Genomic DNA, 23,069 nt, shown 5'->3' with positions numbered 1-23,069 from the left:
AACCAGCTCCGATCCCTGTTGCGGGAGTACTACCCCTCTGCCCTGGACGCCTTCGCGACCTGGCAGAACGGCCTGTGCCGCCCCGAGGCCCGCGAACTGCAGTTGGCCAACCAGCTCCGATCCCTGTTGCGGGAGTACTACCCCTCTGCCCTGGACGCCTTCGCGACCTGGCAGAACGGCCTGTGCCGCCCCGAGGCCCGCGAACTCCTGAAGGCTGCACCGACCCCGTGCAGGGCCGCGAAACTGACTCGCACGCAGATCGTCAGCGCGCTCAGGCGGGCCGGCCGCAAGCGCGGCATCGAGGTCGAGGCCGAGCGGATCCGTGAAGTCTTCCGCGGCGACTTCGCCCACCAGCCGCCCCTCGTCGAGGACGCGCTCGGCAAGCAAATGCTCGCCCTCCTCATCCAGCTGGAGGCCGCCTGCACCGCCGCCGACGATCTCGCCCAGGCGGTGGAGGAGGCTTTCCCTCAGCACCCCGACGCTGACGTGATCCTGAGCTTTCCCGGGCTCGGCACCCAGCTCGGCGCCCGGGTGCTCGCCGAGATCGGGGACGACCACGCACGCTTCGCCGACGCCCGCGGCCTGAAGGCGTATGCAGGCTCCTCGCCTATTACCCGGGCCTCCGGCAAGAAGTCCAGCATCACCCGCCGGTGGGTCAAGAACGACCGCCTCAACCACGTCGGCTACCTCTGGGCCTTCCCCGCCATCACCGCCTCACCCGGCGCAAAAGCGCACTACCGGCGACGCCGCGACGAGCACGGAGACTGGCACGCCGCCGCCCAGCGCAACCTCTTCAACCGCATGATCGGCCAGCTCTACCACTGCATCCAGAACCACGAACTGTTCGACGAACAAACGGCGTTCCCCGCCCCACTCGTCGCTGCGGCTTGACACCTTGAGGGCGTGAGGTGTCTGCACGGACTGTCCTCCGGCGACTTCGTGCCCGCGCTGGAGCAGTTCCTCGGCTCCTCGGCCGGCCTCTCGCCCGCCACCGTGACGCGGCTGACCGCCCAATGGCAGGCCGACCACACGGCGTTCATGGACCGGGAGCTGTCCGCCACGGACTACGTGTACGTCTGGGCGAACGGCGTCCACCTGCGCATCCGCCTGGAGGAGGCGAAGGCCGCGGTCCTGGTGCTGATGGGGGTACGCGCGGACGGCACGAAGGAGCTGATCGCGATGACCGACGGTTACCGCGAGTCGTCGGAGGCGTGGGCGGGCCTGCTGCGGGACTGCGCCCGTCGGGGCATGCGGGCCCCGGTCCTGGCCGTCGGCGACGGCGCTCTCGGGTTCTGGAACGCGCTGAGCGAGGTCTTCCCCGACACCCGCCATCAAAGGTGCTGGCTTCACAAAACCGCCAACGTTTTGGACGCGCTGCCGAAGTCAGCCCAGCCCGCGGCCAAGCGTGCGATCCAGGAGATCTACAACGCCGAGGACAAGGAGCATGCGGCCCGGGCCGTCCGCGACTTCGAACGGGCCTACGGGGCCAAGTACCTCAAGGTCGTCAAGCGGATCACGGACGACGAAGACGAACTCCTGGCGTTCTTCGACTTTCCCGCCGAGCACTGGGTCCATCTGCGGACCACCAACCCGATCGAGTCGACCTTCGCCACCGTGCGCCTGCGGACCAAGGTCACCAAGGGCGCAGGCTCCCGCGCGGCCGGACTGGCCATGGTCTTCAAGCTAATCGAGTCCGCTCAGGCCCGCTGGCGAGCCGTGAATGCGCCCCACCTCGTTGCCCTTGTCCGCGCCGGAGCCCGTTTCAAACGTGGTCAGCTGGTTGAGCGCGAGGAGCGGGCAGCGTGATGGACACCCCCAATCCGCTGACCGACGAGGAACTCGCCGAGATCGAGGAGCTTGCCGGTGCTGCGACTCCCGGCCCCTGGCACGTGCGCCAACTGGACGACGACTTCGCCATGAGCCTCGTTGCCATCAGTACTGTCCCCGACACCGGAGTCGGCGAACGCTGGCCAGACTTTGACCACCGCCAGATCGTGGCCGCCACCCTGGTCCAGCAGCCACGCTATGTCGACGTCGCGGACGAACGCTGGGACGAGAACGCCAACTTCATCGCCAACGCCCGCCAGGACATTCCCCGCCTGATCGCCGAGATCCGGCGTCTCCGCCGCCTCCTCGAAGCCAAGGATCAGAAGCCCCAGGAAGGCTGAAGCGCACCACCGATCCACAGGAATTGACAATTACTCGGCCAGGGGGTTCTTCCTTCTTTGGGGCGGCGATTGCCTACTGACGTAACTTCGGGATTCGTGCATCACTCTCGCCTTGTCCGAGCAATCTGCGCTCTGGATGAAGTCGAGGGTCGATGCACCTCGGTGAGTGACTGAGGGATGATCTCCTGCGTGACGAAGGAAGCGGATGCGAGTGTCGGCGTTGACGAAGCCCTTGCGTGGGACGCGCGGTTGGGCTGGGCGTTCGGGCTGATAGCCGACGATCCCGCCGAACGGGCTGCGGCGCTGGTCCGTCTTGCTGATGTCCAGAGGAACGTGCGGGATGCTCTTGGTCGGTTCAATGAGATGTGGCGCTTGCCGCTGCCGCTTGGCGGACAGGACAGGTGGCGGGATCCGGCTTTCCTGCAGGCACATGAGGTGTACGTCGAAGCCGGCAGGTATTCGCTGCCCAACGCGTTGTGGAACCGCCCGCCCGGAGACATCAGGACATGGCAGGGGCTGCCCTATGCGCTCCTCTTCCTGGAATGGGAGGCAAGGTATCCGCAGGAGTGGACCCGGCATGCCAAGGAGTGGGGCACGAAGCAGAACCTCATACAGGACGTGGCGGTCGCTGACCACGGCAAGACAGTCAGGACGAAGCTCACCGACCTGGTCGAGATCGTCGTTCAGAGGGCCTACCGCTGCAAGGACCGCGAGTACCTGCGCGTTGCTCGAGCCGTTGACAGTGAGGATCTGCGCAGCCGGCTGGAAACTGCCGTTGGGTCTGACAACCCATGGGCGCGGCGGCATGCTGGCTATGTTCTTTGGCTCCTCGATCGCCCCGAGGTGCCCAACACGATCCACGTCTGGCAGAACTGGATTGCGGCCGAAGCCAGAGGGTGAGGCCTCCATCCGTTCCTCCTCCGCCGCGGGAGATCGGCACCCTCATGCTCGACAACATCGACATCGGCAACCGACACATGACCATCGCCGGACGCGCCCGCCCGCTCGACGACCTCACCCTGAAACTGCTGCGGGACTGGTTGGAACACCGACGGAGCCGGTGGCCGAACGCCGCGAACCTCCACCTGCTGATCAACAACCAGACCGCCACCAAGACCAGCCGCGCCAGCAACCACTGGATCAGCGCCACGATGCGCGGGCAGGACGCGACGCTGGAGCGGCTTCGCGTCGACCGGCAACTCGAAGAGGCCCTGACCCACGGGCCGGATCCGCTCCACCTCGCCGAGGTGTTCGGGCTCGACGAGAAGACCGCGATGCGCTATGCGGACTCTGCACGGCAACTTCTTGAAGTCTGCGAAGTCGGAGAGAACGGATCACCGGCTCATGGCTATGAGCCGAGGTGTCTTCGACGACGTCCCTTTGACCACGCTCTTCCCCCGCCTCTCCGCTGCTGACGTGGACTTTCTGAAACAGGCGGTCCGTGCGGTTGATGCGGCTCGTGTCGACGGAGACAGGGCGGAGTGGGAGTGGGCACTGGATCACGTGGTCTTCCCGGGCCCGCAGCCGTGGACGCCCGTCATCCTCGGCCTGGATGTCATTGAGCATGCAGGCGGGGGCGATCAGCTGGAGTTCCTGCTGCAGGTGGTGTGGACGGATCGGGGCCAGCTCGCGGTCGACGCGGCCGTGAACGTGGCCTGCTGGTGCGAGACCGATCATGCCACCCATGATGTTGATGCCCTCAGGCTTGTTGTCGGTGAGGAGGCCTCGCTTCCCCAAGCAGTCGAAGCAGGCGCTGAGCGTCTGACCAGATGGTTGGCAGATCCTCGTGATGCGGACTACTGGCGGGGCCGAGCGGCTCTGCCGCCCCGCCGGCCGTGAGAGGAACCCGGCGGGGTCACGGCCACGAGGCGTTGGAGCAGCATTTCGACGAGGCAGAGATCATTCCCGCTGATCCCTTCCGGACTTCGGTCGCCTGAGCGTTCGGCCGAACGGCTCCTGGCGGTCACCGCTTGTGGCCGCCTGGGGCGTATCGGCTCCAGGTTCCGCCGGCTTCGGTGACCAGCCGTGTGGCGGTCTTGTCGTGGTAGATGAGGGCCTTTGCGATAACTGGGGCCGGGGCTTGGAGGACGAGGTGGCGGATCGCGGAGGTCCTGCCGCGCTGCGGAGGGACGCCGATCTCGCGAAGGTGGACCTGGAGGCTGACCGGGTTCATCGGCTGCCCGGGCTGGCGGCCGGGGAAGAGTCATCGGGCACTCCTGCTGCTGGCGTAGGGCAGGTGCTGGCGGGAATCGAGGTAGGCCCGCATCAGTCCGGCGACGTGCTCTGGTAGGTCTCCGTGGTGTTCTACCTGTTCGGCCTCCTTTGACGCGAGTGCCAGCGGCGGGTCGGCCCACGGAGCCGACCCCTCGTCCGGATGGATCGGCCGGATGCCGTGTCACAGTCGGCTTCAGGCTGGGTACGTACGTTCGCATGACGCCCACCGCCACGTACCGGCTCCAGCTCCAGCCGGACTTCCCGTTCTCGGCCGCCGGGCACGCGGTGCCGTATCTCGCCGCCCTCGGCGTCTCCCATCTGCACCTGTCGCCGGTGCTCGAAGCCGTGCCCGGCTCCAGGCACGGCTACGACGTGGTCGACCACAGCCGTGTCCGGGCCGAGCTCGGAGGTGAGGCGGGGCTGCGGCAACTGGCGGCCACGGCGCGGGAGCACGGACTCGGGCTGGTGCTGGACATCGTGCCGAACCACATGGCCGCCGCCCCGCGCCACAACCGGGCCCTGTGGGAGGTCCTCCGCGAAGGCCCGGACTCGCCGTACGCCCGCTGGTTCGACATCGACTGGGCGGCGGGCGACGGGCGGGTGCTGCTGCCGGTGCTCGCCCGACGGATCGGCGACGAGATGGAACGGTTCCAGGTGGACGGGGAGGTGCTGCGCCACGGCGAGCAGGAGTTCCCGCTCCGGGCCGGTACCGCCGGTCTTCCGCTGCCGAAGCTGCTGGACGCCCAGCACTACCGGCTCGGCTGGTGGCGGTTGGCCCGTACCGAGCAGAACTACCGGCGGTTCTTCACCATCTCGGACCTCATCGGGGTCCGGGTGGAGGACCCCGAGGTGTTCGCGGCCACCCACGGCAAGATCCTCGAACTGGTCCGGGACGGCGTCGTCGACGGACTGCGCATCGACCATCCCGACGGGCTCGTCGACCCCGCCGGCTATCTGGAGCGGCTCGACGAGGCGACCGGCGGGCGGTGGACGGTCGTGGAGAAGATCCTCACCGGTACCGAGCCGCTGCCCGCGGGCTGGGCCGTCGCGGGGACGACGGGGTACGACGCGCTGCACCGGATCGACGGGCTGTTCACCGATCCGATGGGCGCCACCGAGCTGCTCGGCCGGTACCGGGAGTTCGCCGGCCCGGCCGGGGACCGCGGCGGCTACTGGTCGACGACGGTCCGCCGGGCCGCGTACCGGGTGGTGACGCATGAACTGGCCGCGGAGACCGCCCTGCTGACCCGCCTCGCCGTACGCATCTGCGCCGAGGACCCCGCGCTGCGCGACCACGCCCCGTGGGCGCTGCGCACCGCCATCGATGAACTGCTCGTCCGCGTCCCGGTCTACCGCCCGTACGTCACGGCGGGCGGGCCCTGCAGCGGGGCGGCGGAGGCGGCGCTGCCGGACACGGCCGTACGGGACGCCAGGGCGTTGTTCTCCGTGGCCGAGGAGGCGGCGGCCGTCGATGTGGTGCGGGACCTGGCGCTGGGGCGGCTCGGTGACGGGCCGGACCGGGCGGCATTCTGCGCCCGGTTCGCGCAGACCGCGTCGGCGCTGCGGGCCAAGTCGGTCGAGGACACGGCCTTCTACCGGTACGTGCCGCTGATCTCGGCGACCGAGGTGGGCTGTGATCCCGGGCGCCCCGCGGTGGCTCCGGAGGAGTTCCATGCCTTCTGCACCCGGCTGGCGCGCGACTGGCCCGCCACCGGCACCGTGCTGACCACGCACGACACCAAGCGCAGCGCGGATGTGCGGGCCCGGATCGCGGTCCTGTCGGAGTGTCCGCAGCAGTGGTCCCAGCTGCTGACGGAGCTGGCGCGGGCAGCCCCGAACGCGGTCGCGCCCGATCCGCAGCTGGCCTGGCAGGCCTGGCAGACGGCGTTCGGCTGCGCGGGGCTGCCCGCCGACGAGATGGCGGGCCGTCTCGAACCCGCGCTGTTGAAAGCCGTACGGGAAGCGGGCCTGTTCACCAGCTGGACGGAGCCCGATCCGGTCTACGAGCGGGCGGTGTCGGACTTCGTCGCGGCCGGTCCCGCCGCCGGCACCGGGCCGGCACGGGAGGCGTTGCAGCGGTTTGCGGCCTCCCTCGAACCCTTCACCCGGGCCAACGCGCTCGGCGCGGCCCTGGTGCAGCTGACGATGCCAGGGGTGCCGGACCTGTACCAGGGGACGGAGCAGGAGTATGTGGCACTGGTCGACCCGGACAACCGGCAGCCGTTCCGCCGCCCGCCCGCGGACGGTCCCGTCAGCGAGAAGGCAGCGCTCACGGTGGCGGCACTGCGACTGCGGCGGAATCGGCCGGAGCTCTTCGGCGAGTCGGGGACGTACACCCCGCTGACCGCGCAGGGCCCGGCGGCCGCGCACTGTCTGGCCTTCTGCCGCTCCGGGGAGGTCGTCACGGCGGTGACCAGGCTGTCGCTGCGGCTGGCCGGGGCGGGCGGCTGGCGCGGGACGACGCTGGCGCTGCCGGGCGACGGGCCGTGGACGGATCTGCTCACGCCGGGACGGGAGTTCCCGGGCGGTCCGGTCGAGGTGGCCGCGTTGTTCGCCGAACGACCGGTGGCGCTGCTCCGTGCCTGTCGTTGAATGCCGGGCGGACCGGTCCCCGGGTCGAGGACCGGCACTCAGCCGGATCGTACGAGGAGGGTCCGCGGGCCGCGGGTGAGCAGTCCGGTACTGGACGGACGGAATCCGTCCGCCCAGCGGAGCCGGGGCATGGCGTCGAGCAGGGCGCGTACCCCCTGTTCGGCCTCCAGCCGCCCGAGCGGGACGGCCGGACAGGACTCCGGTCCTGCGCTGGACCGGCTCTGGTCAGGCCGGAAGGGGTCGAAGAGGTCGGGAGCGGCGTACCGCTCAGGGTCGCGGCCCGCCGCGCCGATCAGACAGGCGACGGGCGCCCCGGCGGGGAGCGTGCCGCCGCTGACCTGCACCTCGGCGACGGTGCGGCGCAGCACGACCTGCACGGGCGGGTCGCGGCGCAGCGACTCGGTCCAGGCGCGGTGGGCGAGGGCGGGTTCGATACGCAGGGCGGCCAGGAGGTCGGGGGCGTCCAGCAGATTGGCGAGGAGGGAGGCGAGCGCCGTCTCACGGAGGCCGGTCCGGCTGATGCAGGGGGTGATGGGGTGACCGGGCGGCTGCGCCGGCTCCTGGGCGGTACTGGGGGCGGCGGTGCCCACCGGCAGCCAGCGGCAGAACTCCTCGACAAGATCGGCCTGTTGCCGCCCCGCGATGCGGTGTGCGAGGACGTAGGCGGTCCGTTCGACGCGTTCGGAGAGGTGGCGGGGCACGGTCGCCGCCGGCCGCGCGATGTCCTGCGGCCGGGGCAGGCAGAGCCTGCTGCCGTGGCAGAGCCCGCGCGGCGCGGGGCCGCCGCGGGGCTCGCCTTCGTGCGGGAAGCCGGTGAACCGCGGGTCGGTGAGGGCTGTCGACACATCGGCGTGCCGACTGAGCAGCCAGGCGCCGAAGGGGGCGTCGTAGCTGAGCGGGTACTCCTCGCGCAGCACGCGGTAGAGCCGGTACGGATCGTGCGCGGCGCCGGGCGCGAGCAGGCTGGGGCCGGTGCCGGGCCGGGCGGCACGACGACCGAGGTCCGAGGCGGGCGGGGGTATGCCGTCGGGCGCGTCAGCCTGCATCCTTGCCCCCCGGGGTCGGTGCACCGCTGCGCGGCGCGGATGAACCAAGGGGACCACGGCGGAGCGCTCAGCGCAGTGGAGGTACGGCCGTTCGGGTGAAGGTGGCCGTCGCCCGCAGCAGCTCCGCGAACGCCGCCGCGGCCCACGTCAGCTGCACCCGGGAGAGTCAGCTGATCGTCGGGTGGGGCGCTGAACCGTCCGACGTGGCCCGCCGCGTCCACGCCCACCCGACACGCTTGGAAGCGGTCGGCGAGGACTTCCTCGCCCTCGTCGGACGCGGCCTCCGCCAACAGGCGTGATCCACGTCCCGGTTCAGGCCGGACGCCCGGGAAGCCCCGGCGCCCCGGGCGGCTTGAGTGCGGGCGCGGACAGCCGGAAGGTGATCCGGCCGAAGCTCACCTGGTCCCCGTCGCGCACCGACACCGCGCCGGTCACCCGCTGCCCGTTCACACACGTGCCGTTGGTCGAGCCGAGGTCGCGCAGGATCCAGCGGCCGCCCTGCACGGTGAGTTCGGCATGCTTGCGCGAGACGGTCTCATGGGTGAGGCGCAGTCCGTTCGCCGGATCGCGGCCGATGAACACGGGGTACGGGCTCGGGGCGGGCAGCAGCAGTTTCGGCAGCCGCTCGGCCTGCCAGGCCCTGCGTAGCCGGGCCGGGAATCCGGACACCTCGCCGACCACCCGGAACAGCCCCTGCGTCCAGCGGCCTTCGCTCCGCAGGTCGGCGGTGAGTGCCGCCAGTTCCTCCGGGCGGCGGGCGGCCAGGGCCAGTTCCATGCGCCGTACGAACGTGTCGTGGGAGAGCCTGCCCTGCGCGGCGCCTTCTCTGAGCACACCGAGAACACGGTCGCGCTGAGCATCGGAAACCCGCGCGGGATACGTGTGGAACTCGAAGGACGACGTCACAGGGTCAATTGTCGGGGCGACCGCCCCGGAGTGTCCAGAACAACTCCGCTTGCCGCCCGCCTGACCAGCACGGAACGAACCTGCCCGAATATTCGCGGTGGGTGTGGGGGGAACGTTGCTACTGTCTGCCGCCGCGTGCCGTGCGGTGCTCACCGCACGGCTGGACGCACCCCGGGGAGACTCTGTGACCGCTGTATCCACGGCCCTGACCATACGTCCGCTCACTTTCGAGCGCGCGTTCAACATGGTCTGGGACTAAGGGCTGTCCCGTAATCCCTGGCCGGCGCACGACGACAGCTACGGCACCTCGCCGCGTTGCCGGAACGTCCGAATACATCCAGTGTGCGGACGCCCCTCCGCCTTGCGATGCACCGCATCTGACGCCGCGCGCTGTCCCGCCAGGGACTGCGGGACAGCCCTGAGTCAGTATCGAATCTCGATGAGGCGGCGGCCCTCCGCGTCCGGCTCGGGCACCGTGGGAACCCGCTCTGCGATCCCGAGCGCGATCCGATGTGCCGACCAGGCGGCGGCAGCGGCGTCGAGTACATCGTCCACGGCGATCCGATTGGCCTCTCCAAGCTCGTCAGGGAGCACGAGTCCGGACTCGGCCAGCAGTGCCCGGCGCAGGTTCTGGCCGCGCCAGGTCTTCTTGGCGTACATCAGTGGCACCCCGCCGGCCAAGGAATAGAAGGACAGCTCGGGGTGCACCTCGTGGATGCGCTCATCGGCAAGCCAGCACGCGCGAGCCTCGAAAAGTTTCGGTGCCAGCGCCCACGCCTGCTGGCTCAGCCGACTCCCGGTGAGCTCCTGGCACCGGTTCGCGGCCGCCACATAATCAGGTTCCTGCCATGCGGGCCTTGGCGCGATGAGGAAAACGCTGCTGCGTCGCGTCCCCAGCAGCGCCTTGGCCGCGAGATCAGCGGCACGCCAGCCCTTCTCGACAAGACCCAGCGGCATGTCCACCGCGACTGTCTCCACCGCGCCGGCACGCTCGATCAGCGTATCGAGGGATACGGCCACCAGGCTCCCCGCGTATGCGCCGTCCGTGAGCCGGATCCCCACCCACCCCTGCTTGCCGCAAGCGTCGATTCCCAGGACGTCCATCCCACCCCCCACACCGACTCGGACCGAAAGCTGTCCGGCGCAGGGTCTCGCGCTCCACATCTCACTCCGCCTCCGCCTTGCGCGGCCGCCGTTCTCCTCCCGCAGCCGGTCAGTCCCTCGGTCGGCTCCCTTGACCTCGGGGACTCCCCTGCACTCGGGTGCCCGCCAGGGCCTGTCCGTGTGTACCACCGCAGTCAGTCTCTTGACGATATTGTTACAGAAATCTTTCAACTTGTTCGGCCCGCGCGCCTCTGGCTACAGTCGGCCGCCATGACCGCAGACCTCTCACTGATCCGGAGCAGCTTCGCGGCTGTTCAGCCCCACGGCTCGCAGGTGACCGCGTATTTCTACGACCACCTGTTCGCCCACCATCCCGGTGTGCGCCCCCTGTTCGCCGCTCACCTCGACGAGCAGCGCGACCGCCTGTGGGCGGCCCTGGGTGCCCTGGTTGCCAACCTGGAGAACACCGACACGCTGATAGGCATGCTGCAGAACCTGGGTCGGCGCCATGCGGGATACGGAGTGCTGGCCGAGCACTACCCGGCCGTGGGGGCCAGCCTGATCGCCACCTTGCGCCATTACGCGGGCGATGCGTGGACACCGGCCGTCGAGGAGTCCTGGACGGCGGTCTACGGCGTGATCAGCAGCACCATGGTCGCGGCGGGCGAGGCCCCCTCGAGCTGACGCAGCCGCCAGCGGCTCCGCGGGACGAGCCGCCGACCGGCTCCCGATTGTTTGGAGTTACCCCTGATGTCAGCCACCGGAGGGCGGACGTGAGCGATTCACAGGCGCTGAGAGATTCCTTCGCCCTGGTCGGCAAGTCGGGGGACGAGGTGCCGCGGTACTTCTACTCCTACCTATTCCTCATTGCGCCGGAGGTCCGGCCGATGTTCCCGGTAGCCATGGGGGCGCAACGCGATCGGCTCGTCGCCGCCCTGGGCCGGATCGTCGCGGAAGCGGATGATCCGGACCGGCTCGTTCCGTACCTGCAGCAACTGGGCCGCGACCACCGCAGGTTCCAGGTGGTGGTGCAGCACTACGAGGCGGTGGGACAAGCGCTGCTGGCCACGCTGGCTTACTTCCTGGGCGAGGCGTGGACCCCGGAACTGCAGCGCGGCTGGACCGAGGCCTACACCCTGGTGGCCCGCACCATGGTTCAGGCCGCTGAGGCCGACGGCGTGGTGAATCCGGCGTGGTGGAATGCCGAGGTGGTGCGGCATGAGCAACGCGGCTTTGACATCGCGGTCCTCACGCTGCGCTTGGACCAGCAGATGGCCTACCTGGCCGGGCAGTCCGTGATGGTGGAAGCCCCGATGCTGCCGAGCACCTGGCGGTCCTTCACCCCGGCCAACCCACAGCGCGCCGACAGGACCGTCGAGTTGCACGTGCGCGCCGTCGATGGCGGCCTGGTCAGCCCGGCTCTGGTGTACGGGCTGCGACAAGGTGACGTGCTGCGCCTCGGAGCTCCGGTCGGCGACAGGCTCACGCTCCGGCCGTCCGACGGCCGGGATCTGGTGCTGATCGCCGGGGGCACCGGCCTGGCCCCGCTGCGCGCCCTGGTCGAAGAGATCGCCCGGCACGGTCGTCAGCGCCGGGTGGACCTGTTCGTCGGGGCACGCGACACCCACGGCCTGTACGACCTGCCCGCGCTGAGGCAACTGGCCCAGGCCCACCCGTGGCTTCGGATCACGCCGCTGGTCGGCGCGGACGCCGGCACCGTCGACAACCGCAGCCTCGCCGGCCCGGTCCTGCGCGCCGCCACGTGGAGTGGATGCTCCTTCTACGTCTGCGGCTCGCCGGCCATGGTCTCCGCGACAGTGCGCGATCTGGCGGACGCAGGCATTCCCCATGACCTGCTGCACTTCGAAGACGCTCGGTGATCGGAGACACATGAACGAGACAGGAGAACACCATCCGGAGGAGCACCGCGTGACGCCCGAGTCACTGCGGTCGATGACCTTCCCCCGCGCCCCCCTGACCCGTCGCGGCTACAGCGAAGAGGCGGTGGACGACGCCCTGCGCCGCTGCGCGGCGACTCTCACCGCGCTGGCGGAGGAGAACGACCGGCTGCGGACGGACATGCAGCGCCACCGGGACTGGATCCGGGCGAACAACATCGGCGACGGCAGCGGCGCCACCGGGGTGCCGACGGTGGACGCCGTACTGCAGCAGGCCCGCGCCCAGCAGTCGGCCGAGCAGACCGTCTCCGCGGCCCGCGAACAGGCCCGCAACATGGTGCGGGCCGCCAGGGCACAGGCCGAGGCGCTCCTGCAGCAGATGTCGGAACAGGGCAATCAGGCAGCCGACGGCGACCAAGAAGAGACCGAGCAGCTCATATCCTACCTGCGGCAGATCGCGCAGTCACTGACCGTCACCGCGGAACAGTACGCCACCAAACACGCCCACACCTCCTCGCCCCCGTCCACTACCGCCACCCCGCATGGCACCTGACCGGCACACTCAAACCCGGTCTGCCGCCCAGCACGGGGCGCCCACCCAACGGAGAGTTCAGAGCTCCTGCAAATCGTATGTCCGTCACGATCGCCCTGGCCGAGACGGTCACGGAAGTCGGCCAGGACACTGTGGCGGAATCCGGGATCGTCCAGCTCCATGGCCGACAGAGTCAAGCTAATCCGGTGGACGGGCCACCGCAGGGCCGGTTACGGTGGCCATCCGCCCGAAGATCGAGGAAGGAGGCGAGAACAGTGCGTACGAGTACCACTTCATTCCCGCGCTCCCGTCCCGTTCGCCGGGCGGTTTCGGTTTCGGTCTGACCGGGAGCGCATCGCTTCTTCCGGAGGACTCTTCCATGACCGATCTGGTCATCCGCGCGCTCACCGAGAGCGACGCACAGCTTTTCCGCACCTTGCCCGACCACGGTCTCGTCGGCCGCGCCGCCTTCGGGCACAGCTATGCCACCGTGCGCGAGGGTGGTGAGTACCGCCCCGAGTGGACCTGGATCGCCGAGCGCGGCGGTGTCGTGGTGGCCAGGGCCGCCTGGTGGTCGGGGCCCGAGGACACCGCACCCGTCACGCTCAACTGGTTCGACTTCGCCGACGGCGAGGACCAGGCGGGCACCGAACTGCTGCGGCAGTCACCGCTGTACGCCGAGTACGAGCTGATCCTGCCCGCCGGCTGGCGGGACCGGCCCGATGTCGCGGCCGCCGCCGAGGCCAGGATCGCCGCCGCCCGCGCGGCCGGGATGACGCCGCTGGTCGAGCGGTACCGGTACCACTGGACGCCGGAGTGCGGGCTGCCCGAGCGGCCCGGCCGGCTCACCTTCCGGCCGGAGCCGGACGACGCGGTGATCCTCGACGTGCTGCGCCGGGTCCACTCCGTCACGCTGGACGCGCACGCCCGCCGGGCCATCGAGGGACCCGGCGGACTGGAGCAGGCGGCTCAGGAAGAGCTCGACTTCTTCCACTGGTGCCCCTCGCCGCGCTCCTGGTGGCAGCTGGCGTACACGCCCGAGGGCGAGGTGGCCGGACTCCATGTGCCCGCCCGCAACCCGGGCGGGCCGTGCATCGGCTTCATCGGGGTCGTACCCGAGCAGCGGGGCCACGGCTACGGGTACGACCTGCTCGTCGAGTGCACGCACTTCCTGGCCGCCGAGGGCGCCGAGTTCATCGCGGGCGCCACCGATCAGGGCAATGCGCCGATGGCGGCCGCGTTCGCCCGGGCGGGCCATCCGGTCAGTCAGGAACGCATCCATCTGGTGTGAGGTTCGGGGTGAGCTCCGCCAGCCAGTCCAGGCGGAGCTGCTGCTCGGCGGGGATGGTCGCATCCTCGCCGCGCGGCCCCACATTGAGCAGCAGATTCCCGCCCGCGGCCGCGGTCTGTGTGACCAGTGAGGTCAGCGCGGGGCGGCTGAGGAAGGCGTCGGGCGGGGAGTTCCGGTTGTAGCCGAAGCTGTGGTCGATGCCCCGGGTGATCTCGTACGGGTCCGGGCCGGTGTAACGGGCGAACTCGGGGGTGCGGAAGTCGTAGTACGGGGGCTTGCGCGGCACGAACCCCTCGCCCTGCGCGATCGTGCGGCGCTCCCACCGGTCGTACAGGGCCTTGGCGCCCGGCAGGTGGAGGCCGCGCCACATCGGCGCACAGGGAAACAGCCGGTCGTTGACGACGCCGTGCGGGACGGTGAAGCGGAAGTACTCGATGAGCCGCTGGACGTCGGTGCGCGAGCCGGGCCAGGCGATGTCGTTCCACAGGATGTCGGGCCGGTAGCGGCGTATCAGTTCGCGCATCTGGGCGTCGGCGTACGCGAGGTAGTCGCCGCGCGGCACGGCGCAGACGGTGTCCGCGCCGGTGCCGATGGGCCGGTCGTCGAAGGTCCAGTCGAGCCCGCCGGAGTAGTAGACCCCGAACCGCAGCCCTTCGGCGCGGACCGCTTCGGCGAACTCGCCGACCACGTCGCGGGTGGTGTGCCAGCCGGTTCGGTGCGGGTTGCGGACCTCGGAGGGCCAGAGGCAGAACCCGTCGTGGTGCTTGGTGACGAGGACGGCGTAGCGGGCGCCGGCAGCGCGGAAGCTGCGGGCCCAGGCCGCCGGGTCCCAGCCGTCCAGGCCGTCGTTGAAGTCGTTGCCGAAGTCGGTGTACGGCCGGGTGCCGTAAGTCGCCCGGTGGTGGGCGGAGACGGGGCTGCCGGGGAAGCGGAGCGCGTTCTCGTACCACTCGGCGTACGAGGTCCAGCCGAGCGGCGTCCGACGGCCGGCGAGGGGCAGCTCGTCGGCGGGGACGTAGGGCGGGGCCCAGCCCGGTACGGACGCGGGTGTCCAGTGCACAAAGATCCCCAGCTGGGCCTGGGACCACCATGAAGCAACCATGGCGCGAAGTATTGATCATTGAGGGGGCCGTTCGTAAGATCCGGGCACCCCCCGGCCTGATCCGAAGGAAAGGCCCTGCGGGTACCACCGAGCTGATGGCGAGCGGCCGATGACCGTGGAGGACACCCGCACGGAACCGCGGTCCCGGGTGGGCGGCGGCTGGATCGGCGGTCTGGTGCTGGCCAACCTGGGTCTGTACATGGCCTTCCTCACCCCGATCCAGGTGCTGCTCGCCGAGCAGATCGACGATCTGACCTCGTCCGGCAAAGAGGTCGCGCTCGGCTGGGCGACCGGCGTCGGGGCGCTGGTCGCCGTGGTCGCCAACCCGCTCGCGGGTGCGCTGTCGGACCGGACGGGCGGCAGGTTCGGCCGCCGCCGCCCGTGGATCGTGGGTGGTGCGCTGGTCGGCGCGGCCGGTCTGGTGGTGACGGCGGCGCAGACGACGGTCGTCGGGGTGGCGCTCGGCTGGTGTCTGGCGCAGCTGGGGCTGAACGCGATGCTGGCGGGCACGAACGCGGTGGTGCCGGACCAGGTGCCGGTGCGGCAGCGGGCGGCGGTGTCGGGGTACATCGGGATACCGCAGACGCTGGGGCTCGTTCTCGGGGTGCTCCTGGTGTCGGTGGTGGTGACCGGGATCGGTGGCGGATACCTGCTGCTGGCGGGGCTGGTGGTGCTGTGCCCGCTTCCGTTCGTCCTGCTGACCCGCGATCCGGATCCGTCGGGAGCGCCGATGGCCGCGGTACGGCTGAAGGACTTCTGGGTGAGTCCGCGGCTGCATCCGGACTTCGGCTGGGCGTGGCTGACCCGGTTCCTGGTCCAGCTGGGCAATGCGATCGGCACGCTCTATCTGCTGTATTTCCTGAAGGACGCGGTGCACTACCCGGATCCGGACCTGGGTGTGCTGTACCTGACGCTGTTGTACACCGGTGGTGTGGTGGTGACGGCGGTGGCGGGCGGGATCGTCTCGGACCGGCTGGGCAAGCGGAAAATGATGGTCAGCGCGTGTTCGATGGTGATGGCAGCCGGGTCGCTGCTGCTGACGTTCTGGCACACCTGGCCGGTGGCGATGGGCGCGGCCGTGCTGCTCGGGCTGGGCTACGGGATCTATGTGGCGGTCGACCAGGCGCTGATCACCCAGGTCCTGCCGGCGGCCGAGGACCGGGCGAAGGACCTGGGGGTCATCAACATCGCCAACTCCGCGCCGCAGGTGCTCGGTCCGGCGCTGGCCGCGCCGATCGTGGCGTACGCGGGGGGCTATGCGGGGCTGTATCTGGCGTCCACCGCGGTGACGGTGGTGGGTGGGGTGCTGGTGTGGCGGATCCGATCGGTCGGCTGATCCGGTCAGTCGGCTGACTCCGCGGTGCCGGCCGCCTTCTGGCTGCGGATGACGTCGCGGTACCAGGCGTAGGACTCCTTGGGCGTCCGGCGCAGCGTCTCGTAGTCGATGTGGACGAGTCCGAAGCGCTTGCTGGCGCCCTCGATCCACTCGACGTTGTCGGTCAGCGACCAGGTGAAGTACCCACGGACATCGACGCCTTGGTCGATCGCCGTGCGCAGCGCGCCCAGGTGGCCCTCGAGGAAGGCGATCCGGCGGGTGTCGGTGACGGCCTCGTCGACGGCGCAGCCGTTCTCGGTGATGTAGAGCGGCGGAAGCCTGTCGCCGTAGCGGTCACGCAGCTGGACGAGGGTCTCGCGCAGTCCGTCGGGGACGACGGGCCAGCCGAAGTCGGTCGTCTCGTACCCCTCGATCTCGCGGATGCCGAAGGGGAGTTCGGCGGGCATCTCGAAGCCGGAGAAGGTGTCGAGGGCCTCCGCCCTGGGGGCCCCGACGAGGGTGGGGTTGTAGTAGTTGACCCCGTACCAGTCGAGTGGGGTGGAGATCGTCCGGAGGTCGTCCTCGACGGGTCCCGGCATCAGCGCGGCGATGTTCGCGTCGGGGTAGCGCCCGGCGAGGATCGGATCGGCGAACATCCAGTTGGTGATCGTGTCGTACAAATCGGCGCCGAGACGGTCCTCTTCGGAGTCGCCCGCGGTCCAGACGGGGGTGTGCGAGACGGCGATGCCGATGTTGGTGGCGCCCGCGCCCCGGAGCGCGCGGACGCCGAGCCCGTGGGCGAGGAGCTGGTGGTGGGCGGCGGGCAGGGCGTCGAAGAGGAGGGTGCGGCCGGGGGCGTGCTCGCCGAGTGCGTAGCCGAGCATGGTGACTTCGGCGGGTTCGTTGATGGTGATCCACATGGGTACGCGGTCGGCGAGCCGTTCGGCGACGATGCCCGCGTATTCGGCGAAGCGGTAGGCGGTGTCCCGGTTGAGCCAGCCGCCCGCCTCGTCGAGCGGCAGCGGGGTGTCCCAGTGGTAGAGGGTGGGGGCCGGGGTGATGCCGTGGGCGCAGAGCTCGTCGACGAGCCGGTCGTAGAAGTCGAGCCCGGCCGGGTTGACGGGTCCGCTGCCGTCCGGCACCACGCGCGGCCAGCTGACGGAGAACCGGAAGGCGTCGGCGCCTAGGCCGGCCAGCAGGGCGACGTCCTCGCGGTAGTGCTCGTGGAAGCCGGTGCCGCGGGTGGTGTCGGTGCCGTCCTTGATCCGTCCCGGCTGGGCGGCGAAGGCGTCCCAGCCGGAGGGGCCCTTGCCGTCGGTGTCGGCTGCTCCTTCGGTCTGGAAGGCGGAGGCGGAGGCTCCCCAGAGGAATCCCGGCGGGAACGTCGGCACGGTCATCTCGGCCTCCATCAGCCGTACGAATGAGCAGAACCTGGCAGGGCAATGATCAGAACCAGACCTTAATCGCCAGTAACGGGCTCGATCCAGTGTCGTGGGCCGGTGATCCCGACTTCTGCCGACCATGGGGCCGGAACGAGGAGACGAGGAGCGACGCATGCTGTTCGAGGTATGGGCACCGGAGGCGGATTCGGTCGGCCTGCGGCTGGCGGGCGAACTGCGGCCGATGGAACGCGACCCGGCACGGACGGGCTGGTGGACGGCCGAGGCGGAGGCCGTGGACGGGGACCGGTACGGCTTCGTCCTCGACGACGGCCCCGTGCTGCCCGATCCGCGCTCGCGCCGCCAGCCGGACGGCCCGGACGGCGAGAGCGCCGTCGTCGACCAGGAGGCGTACGCCTGGCGCACCGAGTGGGCGGGCAGGGGGCTGCCGGGCGCCGTCCTGTACGAGCTGCATGTCGGCACGTACACCGAGGAGGGCACCTTCGAAGCCGCCGCGGCGCGGCTGCCGCACCTCGCCGAGCTGGGCGTCACCCATGTGTCGCTGATGCCCGTCTGCCCATTCCCCGGCAGGCACGGGTGGGGGTACGAAGGGGTGTCGCTGTGGGCCGTGCACGAACCGTACGGCGGCCCCGAGGGACTGAAGCGCTTTGTCGACACGGCGCACGGGCTCGGTCTTGCGGTGGTCCTCGACGTGGTCCACAACCACCTGGGACCGTCCGGCAATCACCTGCCCGCCTTCGGCCCGTACTTCACCGAGACCCACCACACGCCGTGGGGCGCCGCGGTCAACCTCGACGCGGCGGGATCGGACGAGGTCCGCGCGTATCTGCTGGGCAGCGCGCTCGCCTGGCTGCGCGACTACCGGCTCGACGGACTGCGGCTCGACGCAGTCCACGCCCTCGCCGACACCCGGGCGCTGACCTTCCTGGAGGAGCTGTCCGCGGCGGTCGACGCGCTCGCCGCGGAGCTCGGCCGTCCGCTGCCGCTGATCGCCGAGTCGGACCTCTGCGACCCGCGTACGACCACGCCGCGCGCGGCGGGCGGCATCGGGCTGCACGCCCAGTGGAACGACGACTTCCACCACGCTCTGCACACGGCGCTGACCGGCGAGTCCCAGGGCTACTACGCCGATTTCGCCGCCGCCCCACTGACCGCCCTCGCCAAGACCGTGACCAGCGCCTTCTTCCACAACGGCACGTACTCCGGCTTCCGCGGGCGCACCCACGGCCGCCCCGTCGACATCGCCCGCACCGCGGCCACCCGCTTCGTCGGCTATGCGCAGACCCATGACCAGATCGGCAACCGGGCACTCGGCGACCGGCTCTCCGCCTCCCTCTCCCCCGGGCTGCTGGCCTGCGCGGCGGCGCTCGTGCTGACCGGACCGTTCACCCCGATGCTGTTCATGGGCGAGGAGTGGGGCGCCCGTACCCCCTGGCAGTTCTTCACCGACCACACCGACCCGGCGCTCGCCGAAGCAGTACGCAGCGGCAGGCGCCGGGAGTTCGCGGCGCACGGCTGGGCGGCGGACGACATCCCGGACCCGCAGGACCCGGCCACTCGCGACCGCTCCTGTCTGGACTGGACCGAACCGGAACGCGAACCGCACGCCCGCATCCAGGCCTGGTACCGCGAACTGATCGCACTGCGCCGTACCCTGCCCGACCTGTCCGACCCGGATCTGGCATCGGTGAAGACGGCCTTCGACGAGCAGGCGCGCTGGCTGGCCTGTCGCAGGGGCGATCTGCGGATCGCGGTCAACCTCGACGAGAAGCCGGCCACGATCCCGCTCGGCGTCGGGCGGAACCGGAACAGCGGGGGCAGGGTGCTGGCCGCCTGGGAGCCGGTGGAGACGCCGGGCACGGACGGGCTGCTGCATCTGCCGCCCGAGTCGTGCGTGGTGCTCGCCGACGACTGAAGGGCCGCGGAAGCGGGTGGCACCCTCATCTGCACCGTCGGAGGGTGCCGACCGCTGCCGTACGACGTACCGACCGCGAGACGGGAGCCGGGAGCCGGGAGCCCCGACCTGAGAGGACTTCTTCTTTACGGCTCATGGGAAGCTCTTCACATGATTCTCAGGCCCGTCTCCCGTGCCGTCGCACTGACCGCAATCGTCACTCTTGGCTCGCCGGCTCTGTCCGCCTGTGGCAGCGGCAAGTCCGGAGGCGGTGGTCAGACGAATTACGTAACGAGCACGGACGGCATCTCAACGGTTGCCAAGGGAGAGAGGAAGCCTGTCGGCCTGATCAAGGGCGAGACCCTTCAAGGCAGGCACCTCGACGTCGCCGACTTCCAAGGCAAGGTCGTCGTGATCAATGCCTGGGGTTCGTGGTGCCCACCCTGCCGGGCCGAAGCACCATACTTCAACAAGGTCGCCAAGGAAATGAAGACCAAGGGTGTCGAATTCGTTGGCATCAACGCCCGTGACGGCAACAAGAGTCTGTCCAAGGCCTTTGAAGACGACTTCGATATGGCATACCCGAGCCTGTACGACCCGGTTGGAAAACTGCTCCTGTCAGGATTCCCCAAGGGCACACTGAACCCTCAGTCCCTTCCATTCACTGTCATTCTGGACCGAAATGGAAAGATAGCAGCCAGGGCGCTCAGTTCAATCGACGACAACAAACTGCACAAGATGATTGACCCCCTGATCAAGGAGAACTAAATCAACCGACCCCTCGATCGCAATCCCCCACTCGAATCGATCGGCCCCACGCCGGCGTCGCGCCCCTGAACCGCCTCGCGAACCACTTTCAGGCATACACGGCCGAGTCCGGCTCAGCTGAGGCCGTGATGGGCGGTCTCGCCAACGTCCAGGCAGAGGAAGGCGTTCACGTCATCGGTTTCGAACATCGCGCCCTTCCCAAAGGGAGTTGGCGGTGCCGGCCTCGGCAGTGGTGTCGTACGCGCATCCACGTCATGCAGACGTGTCGCCCGCGAAACTGCCCGGCATTGCACCGGACCAAACGGTGGCCGGACCTCTCATCAGCGTCTCCAACCTCCCGGGCCCGGTGACACCCCCAGGTCATGCCTTCGACAGGGGGCAACAGTCATGCCGGGCCCGGAGGTCGGCGGTCCCGTTGCAGGACCGCAAAAAAACATAACGGAGCTGAACGCTCTTCCCGGCCCGGCTATTCGACGATCGCCAGCTCGCGCGCGGTGGTGTTGAGCCGACGCCCGCCGTCCTCCGTGACGGTCACGATGTCCTCGATACGGACGCCGAACCGGCCCGGCAGATAGATGCCGGGCTCCACGGAGAAGCACATCCCGGGCACCAGCGGCTGCTCCTCGCCCTCGATCATGTACGGGGGCTCATGGGTGGTGACGCCGATGCCGTGGCCGGTGCGGTGGATGAAGCGCTCGCCGTAGCCGAACTCGGTGATGACGGCGCGGGCCGCCCGTTCGATCTCCTGGCAGGCGACCCCGGGCCGGACCGCGCGGCAGCCGGCCTCCTGCGCCTCCCGCACGATGTCGTGCACCCGCTGCTCCTCGGTGCTGGGTTCGCCGACATGGACCGTGCGCGAGGTGTCGGAGCCGTAGCCGTGCTTGAGGCCGCCGAAGTCCAGCACCACCATGTCGCCGCGCTCGATGGTGCGGTCGCCCGCCTCGTGGTGTGGGTTGGCGCCGTTGGGCCCGGAGCCGACGACGGTGAAGTCGACCTGCGAGTGCCCGAACTGCTTGAGCAGCGCGGCGAGATCGGCGGCGACGTCGGTCTCCTTGCGGCCGGCGAAGCGGACCTTCAGGATGTCCTCGTACGTGGCGTCGGCTGCGGCCCCCGCTGCCGCGAGCCGCTCCAGCTCGGCAGCGTCCTTGACCGCCCGCAGCATCGGCAGGGCTTCGGTGAGGGAGACGTACGACGTGCCGGGAAGGAAATTCTGCAGCCCGAGCAGGTGCATCGCCCAGGCGTTGTCGCTGACTCCGAACCGGCCGGCCGCGTCGAGCAGCGGGGCGGTCACGGCGTACGGGTCCTTGCCGTCGGTCCAGTCGCGCAGGGTCAGCGCCGGGGAGCCGACGGCCTCCTCGGCGTCCGGTGCCTCCAGAGTGGGAACGACGAGGACCGGGTCCTGGCCCGCCCTGAGGACGAGGAGGGTGAGGCGTTCGGTGTTCACGGGGTGGTAGCCGGTGAGGTGGACGAGGTCCGGGCCCGGTGCGACGAGGACACCCGCAAGCCCCGCCTCGGCGGCGGACTCGGCGGCCCGCTCCATCCTCGCCCGGTAGTCGTCGGCGGTGAACGGCACGGGCTGGTTCTCGCTGGACATGCGGACCTCCTGGCGATGCGATATGGCATACAGCATCCTGCCCGGCGGCGGCAGTCGCCGCGAGTGGGGGGTCAGGACGCTGGGCGCAGCCGTACGACGAGGTCGGCGCGGTCCCGGCCACGGTCGACGAGCCGGGCATTGGTTTCGTCGGACCCGGCCACCCAGCGCTCCGCGTACGGCCGGGGCTTGCCGAACCGCACATGGCGGTCGACGAGCCTGCGCACCCGTACGTCCGGGTCGAGGTCCAGGAACCAGACCTCGTCGAGCAGCCCGCGCACCGGCGCCCAGGGGCCGTCGTCGTGGAGCAGGTAATTGCCTTCGGTGACGACGAGCGGGATGTGCGGTGGTACGGGGACGGCCCCGGCGATCGGCTCCTCCAGGGTACGGTCGAAGGCCGGAGCGTAGACGGGCCCCTCCTCCCCGGGCGTGCGCAGGCGTCGGAGCAGGGCTGCGTACCCGGCGGCGTCGAACGTGTCGGGGGCGCCCTTGCGGTCGGCGCGGCCCAGCCGGTCCAGCTCGGCGCGGGCCAGGTGGAAGCCGTCCATCGGGACGAGGACGGCGAACCCGGCCAGCGCGTCGACGAGTTGGGCGGCGAGGGTGGACTTCCCGGCTCCGGGTGGCCCCGCGATGCCGAGTATGCGGCGATGGCCGGGGGTGGCGAGCCGGCGGGCGCGGGCCGACAGTTCACCGACGTCACTCAGGTGCATACGGGGCATTGTCCCGGCAGGGGCGGCATCCTCGATAGTGTTACGTATAACTAGCCCGTTGACCCAGCTCCGCACCCCCGAGGAACCGCCATGTCCCACATCGCCCTGGTCACCCTGGTCGTCCGCGACTACGACGAGGCCCTCTCCTTCTACACGGACGCCCTGGGCTTCGAACTCGTCGAGGACACCGACCGCGGGGACGGATCCCGCTGGGTCGTCGTCCGCCCGCGCGGCGCCGCGGCGGGTACGGGGCTGCTGCTGGCCCGCGCCAAGGACGAGGGCCAGAGGGCCTCCGTCGGCGCGCAGACCGGCGGCCGGGTCGGCTTCTTCCTGCACACCGAGGACTTCGCGGCCGACCACGCACGGATGCTGGCGGCCGGAGTGCGGTTCCTGGAGGAGCCACGCCACGAACCGTACGGCTCGGTCGTGGTCTTCGAGGACCTGTACGGCAACCGCTGGGACCTGCTCCAGCCCGCGTGAACTACGGGTTTCCCGCCTCGCGGGAACGTTGCCAGTGGCCACCTTCCGCGCATTCCAC

At 70.1% G+C, this 23,069-nt stretch carries 21 protein-coding genes and 2 pseudogenes; 16 read left to right on the top strand and 7 right to left on the bottom strand.

All coding sequences use genetic code 11. The features are described from left to right. The 7 genes and pseudogenes from AB0N06_RS25760 to treY all read left to right on the top strand — a co-directional run. A pseudogene (locus AB0N06_RS25760) lies at positions 1–864 on the top strand (transposase); the annotation flags it as partial. A 48-nt stretch (positions 865–912) separates the two neighbouring features. Continuing rightward, positions 913–1,806, top strand: a pseudogene (locus AB0N06_RS25755) (IS256 family transposase); the annotation flags it as partial. After that, on the top strand, positions 1,806–2,168 hold the full coding sequence (locus tag AB0N06_RS25750) for a hypothetical protein (protein WP_366137037.1): 363 nt from the start codon (positions 1,806–1,808) through the stop codon (positions 2,166–2,168). The pseudogene AB0N06_RS25755 and the gene AB0N06_RS25750, both read left to right, overlap by 1 nt. A 189-nt stretch (positions 2,169–2,357) precedes the next feature. Then, a complete protein-coding gene (locus tag AB0N06_RS25745) occupies positions 2,358–3,068 on the top strand; it encodes a hypothetical protein (RefSeq protein WP_366137036.1) in 711 nt (236 codons plus the stop codon). Positions 3,069–3,112: 44 nt separating this feature from the next. Continuing rightward, positions 3,113–3,583 (top strand): hypothetical protein, encoded by a 471-nt coding sequence (locus AB0N06_RS25740; RefSeq protein WP_366137035.1) that lies wholly within the window; start codon positions 3,113–3,115, stop codon positions 3,581–3,583. Position 3,584: 1 nt separating this feature from the next. Beyond that, a complete protein-coding gene (locus AB0N06_RS25735) occupies positions 3,585–4,007 on the top strand; it encodes a hypothetical protein (protein ID WP_366137034.1) in 423 nt (140 codons plus the stop codon). Between the two features lie 591 nt (positions 4,008–4,598). Next, a complete protein-coding gene (gene treY / locus AB0N06_RS25730; protein ID WP_366137033.1) occupies positions 4,599–6,974 on the top strand; it encodes a malto-oligosyltrehalose synthase in 2,376 nt (791 codons plus the stop codon). A gap of 38 nt (positions 6,975–7,012) precedes the next feature. Here treY and AB0N06_RS25725 read toward each other — a convergent pair whose 3' ends face one another. Continuing rightward, positions 7,013–8,020 carry a cytochrome P450 gene (locus AB0N06_RS25725; protein ID WP_366137032.1) on the bottom strand — a complete coding sequence of 336 codons (1,008 nt, stop codon included), beginning with the start codon at positions 8,018–8,020 and terminating at the stop codon, positions 7,013–7,015. Between the two features lie 95 nt (positions 8,021–8,115). Between AB0N06_RS25725 and AB0N06_RS25720 the strand changes: the two genes are divergently transcribed. Then, positions 8,116–8,319, top strand: coding sequence for a hypothetical protein (locus AB0N06_RS25720; RefSeq protein ID WP_366137048.1), 204 nt, complete (start codon positions 8,116–8,118; stop codon positions 8,317–8,319). Between the two features lie 13 nt (positions 8,320–8,332). On the opposite strand, the gene AB0N06_RS25715 is transcribed toward AB0N06_RS25720, so the two are convergent. Together AB0N06_RS25715 and AB0N06_RS25710 are read right to left on the bottom strand one after the other, a co-directional pair. Further along, positions 8,333–8,926 (bottom strand): DUF1707 and FHA domain-containing protein, encoded by a 594-nt coding sequence (locus AB0N06_RS25715; RefSeq protein ID WP_266980132.1) that lies wholly within the window; start codon positions 8,924–8,926, stop codon positions 8,333–8,335. A 423-nt stretch (positions 8,927–9,349) separates the two neighbouring features. Beyond that, positions 9,350–10,030, bottom strand: coding sequence for a DUF429 domain-containing protein (locus tag AB0N06_RS25710; RefSeq protein WP_366137031.1), 681 nt, complete (start codon positions 10,028–10,030; stop codon positions 9,350–9,352). A 270-nt stretch (positions 10,031–10,300) separates the two neighbouring features. Here AB0N06_RS25710 and AB0N06_RS25705 point away from each other — a divergent pair, with 270 nt between their 5' ends. The 4 genes from AB0N06_RS25705 to AB0N06_RS25690 all read left to right on the top strand — a co-directional run bounded on the left by AB0N06_RS25705 (position 10,301) and on the right by AB0N06_RS25690 (position 13,751). Beyond that, positions 10,301–10,714: a globin family protein gene (locus AB0N06_RS25705; protein WP_366137030.1), complete on the top strand. Its 414-nt coding sequence runs from the start codon at positions 10,301–10,303 to the stop codon at positions 10,712–10,714. A gap of 89 nt (positions 10,715–10,803) precedes the next feature. After that, complete coding sequence (locus AB0N06_RS25700) at positions 10,804–11,910, top strand: globin domain-containing protein (protein ID WP_366137029.1); 1,107 nt, start codon at positions 10,804–10,806, stop codon at positions 11,908–11,910. A 49-nt stretch (positions 11,911–11,959) separates the two neighbouring features. Continuing rightward, the gene (locus tag AB0N06_RS25695) at positions 11,960–12,481 is read left to right on the top strand and encodes a DivIVA domain-containing protein (RefSeq protein ID WP_366137028.1); all 522 of its coding nucleotides are present in this window, start codon (positions 11,960–11,962) and stop codon (positions 12,479–12,481) included. 358 nt (positions 12,482–12,839) lie between these two features. Then, positions 12,840–13,751: a GNAT family N-acetyltransferase gene (locus AB0N06_RS25690; RefSeq protein ID WP_366137027.1), complete on the top strand. Its 912-nt coding sequence runs from the start codon at positions 12,840–12,842 to the stop codon at positions 13,749–13,751. Here the strand turns inward: AB0N06_RS25690 and AB0N06_RS25685 are convergent. After that, positions 13,723–14,853 carry an alpha-L-fucosidase gene (locus AB0N06_RS25685; protein ID WP_366137026.1) on the bottom strand — a complete coding sequence of 377 codons (1,131 nt, stop codon included), beginning with the start codon at positions 14,851–14,853 and terminating at the stop codon, positions 13,723–13,725. The genes AB0N06_RS25690 and AB0N06_RS25685 overlap by 29 nt on opposite strands. A gap of 109 nt (positions 14,854–14,962) precedes the next feature. Between AB0N06_RS25685 and AB0N06_RS25680 the strand changes: the two genes are divergently transcribed. After that, a complete protein-coding gene (locus tag AB0N06_RS25680) occupies positions 14,963–16,189 on the top strand; it encodes an MFS transporter (protein ID WP_366137025.1) in 1,227 nt (408 codons plus the stop codon). A gap of 5 nt (positions 16,190–16,194) precedes the next feature. On the opposite strand, the gene AB0N06_RS25675 is transcribed toward AB0N06_RS25680, so the two are convergent. Then, positions 16,195–17,565 (bottom strand): GH1 family beta-glucosidase, encoded by a 1,371-nt coding sequence (locus AB0N06_RS25675; protein ID WP_366137024.1) that lies wholly within the window; start codon positions 17,563–17,565, stop codon positions 16,195–16,197. A 157-nt stretch (positions 17,566–17,722) separates the two neighbouring features. Here AB0N06_RS25675 and treZ point away from each other — a divergent pair, with 157 nt between their 5' ends. Together treZ and AB0N06_RS25665 are read left to right on the top strand one after the other, a co-directional pair. Beyond that, on the top strand, positions 17,723–19,483 hold the full coding sequence (treZ, locus tag AB0N06_RS25670) for a malto-oligosyltrehalose trehalohydrolase (protein WP_366137023.1): 1,761 nt from the start codon (positions 17,723–17,725) through the stop codon (positions 19,481–19,483). 150 nt (positions 19,484–19,633) lie between these two features. Then, positions 19,634–20,230 (top strand): TlpA disulfide reductase family protein, encoded by a 597-nt coding sequence (locus AB0N06_RS25665; protein WP_366137022.1) that lies wholly within the window; start codon positions 19,634–19,636, stop codon positions 20,228–20,230. Between the two features lie 466 nt (positions 20,231–20,696). Here the strand turns inward: AB0N06_RS25665 and AB0N06_RS25660 are convergent, their stop codons facing one another. Together AB0N06_RS25660 and AB0N06_RS25655 are read right to left on the bottom strand one after the other, a co-directional pair. Next, the gene (locus AB0N06_RS25660) at positions 20,697–21,824 is read right to left on the bottom strand and encodes an aminopeptidase P family protein (RefSeq protein ID WP_366137021.1); all 1,128 of its coding nucleotides are present in this window, start codon (positions 21,822–21,824) and stop codon (positions 20,697–20,699) included. A gap of 71 nt (positions 21,825–21,895) precedes the next feature. Continuing rightward, positions 21,896–22,531 carry a nucleoside/nucleotide kinase family protein gene (locus AB0N06_RS25655; RefSeq protein ID WP_366137020.1) on the bottom strand — a complete coding sequence of 212 codons (636 nt, stop codon included), beginning with the start codon at positions 22,529–22,531 and terminating at the stop codon, positions 21,896–21,898. Positions 22,532–22,621: 90 nt separating this feature from the next. Here AB0N06_RS25655 and AB0N06_RS25650 point away from each other — a divergent pair, with 90 nt between their 5' ends. Then, positions 22,622–23,011, top strand: coding sequence for a VOC family protein (locus tag AB0N06_RS25650; RefSeq protein ID WP_366137019.1), 390 nt, complete (start codon positions 22,622–22,624; stop codon positions 23,009–23,011). Positions 23,012–23,069: the final 58 nt, after the last annotated feature.

The organism is Streptomyces sp. NPDC051020 (genome assembly GCF_040683105.1).
Lineage (GTDB): Bacteria > Actinomycetota > Actinomycetes > Streptomycetales > Streptomycetaceae > Streptomyces.
The sequence above is the reverse complement of the archived record's forward strand: the minus strand, read 5'-3'. Positions and strand labels throughout refer to the sequence as shown.

Bases quoted from the DNA above. Each gene is read 5' to 3' on its own strand.
- AB0N06_RS25750 (WP_366137037.1), top strand. From the start codon at position 1,806: ATGGACACCCCCAATCCGCTGACCGACGAGGAACTCGCCGAGATCGAG.
- AB0N06_RS25740 (WP_366137035.1), top strand. From the start codon at position 3,113: ATGCTCGACAACATCGACATCGGCAACCGACACATGACCATCGCCGGA.
- treY (WP_366137033.1), top strand. From the start codon at position 4,599: ATGACGCCCACCGCCACGTACCGGCTCCAGCTCCAGCCGGACTTCCCG.
- AB0N06_RS25725 (WP_366137032.1), bottom strand. From the start codon at position 8,020: ATGCAGGCTGACGCGCCCGACGGCATACCCCCGCCCGCCTCGGACCTC.
- AB0N06_RS25710 (WP_366137031.1), bottom strand. From the start codon at position 10,030: ATGGACGTCCTGGGAATCGACGCTTGCGGCAAGCAGGGGTGGGTGGGG.
- AB0N06_RS25705 (WP_366137030.1), top strand. From the start codon at position 10,301: ATGACCGCAGACCTCTCACTGATCCGGAGCAGCTTCGCGGCTGTTCAG.
- AB0N06_RS25690 (WP_366137027.1), top strand. From the start codon at position 12,840: ATGACCGATCTGGTCATCCGCGCGCTCACCGAGAGCGACGCACAGCTT.
- AB0N06_RS25685 (WP_366137026.1), bottom strand. From the start codon at position 14,853: ATGGTTGCTTCATGGTGGTCCCAGGCCCAGCTGGGGATCTTTGTGCAC.
- AB0N06_RS25680 (WP_366137025.1), top strand. From the start codon at position 14,963: ATGACCGTGGAGGACACCCGCACGGAACCGCGGTCCCGGGTGGGCGGC.
- AB0N06_RS25675 (WP_366137024.1), bottom strand. From the start codon at position 17,565: ATGACCGTGCCGACGTTCCCGCCGGGATTCCTCTGGGGAGCCTCCGCC.
- treZ (WP_366137023.1), top strand. From the start codon at position 17,723: ATGCTGTTCGAGGTATGGGCACCGGAGGCGGATTCGGTCGGCCTGCGG.
- AB0N06_RS25665 (WP_366137022.1), top strand. From the start codon at position 19,634: ATGATTCTCAGGCCCGTCTCCCGTGCCGTCGCACTGACCGCAATCGTC.
- AB0N06_RS25660 (WP_366137021.1), bottom strand. From the start codon at position 21,824: ATGTCCAGCGAGAACCAGCCCGTGCCGTTCACCGCCGACGACTACCGG.
- AB0N06_RS25655 (WP_366137020.1), bottom strand. From the start codon at position 22,531: ATGCACCTGAGTGACGTCGGTGAACTGTCGGCCCGCGCCCGCCGGCTC.
- AB0N06_RS25650 (WP_366137019.1), top strand. From the start codon at position 22,622: ATGTCCCACATCGCCCTGGTCACCCTGGTCGTCCGCGACTACGACGAG.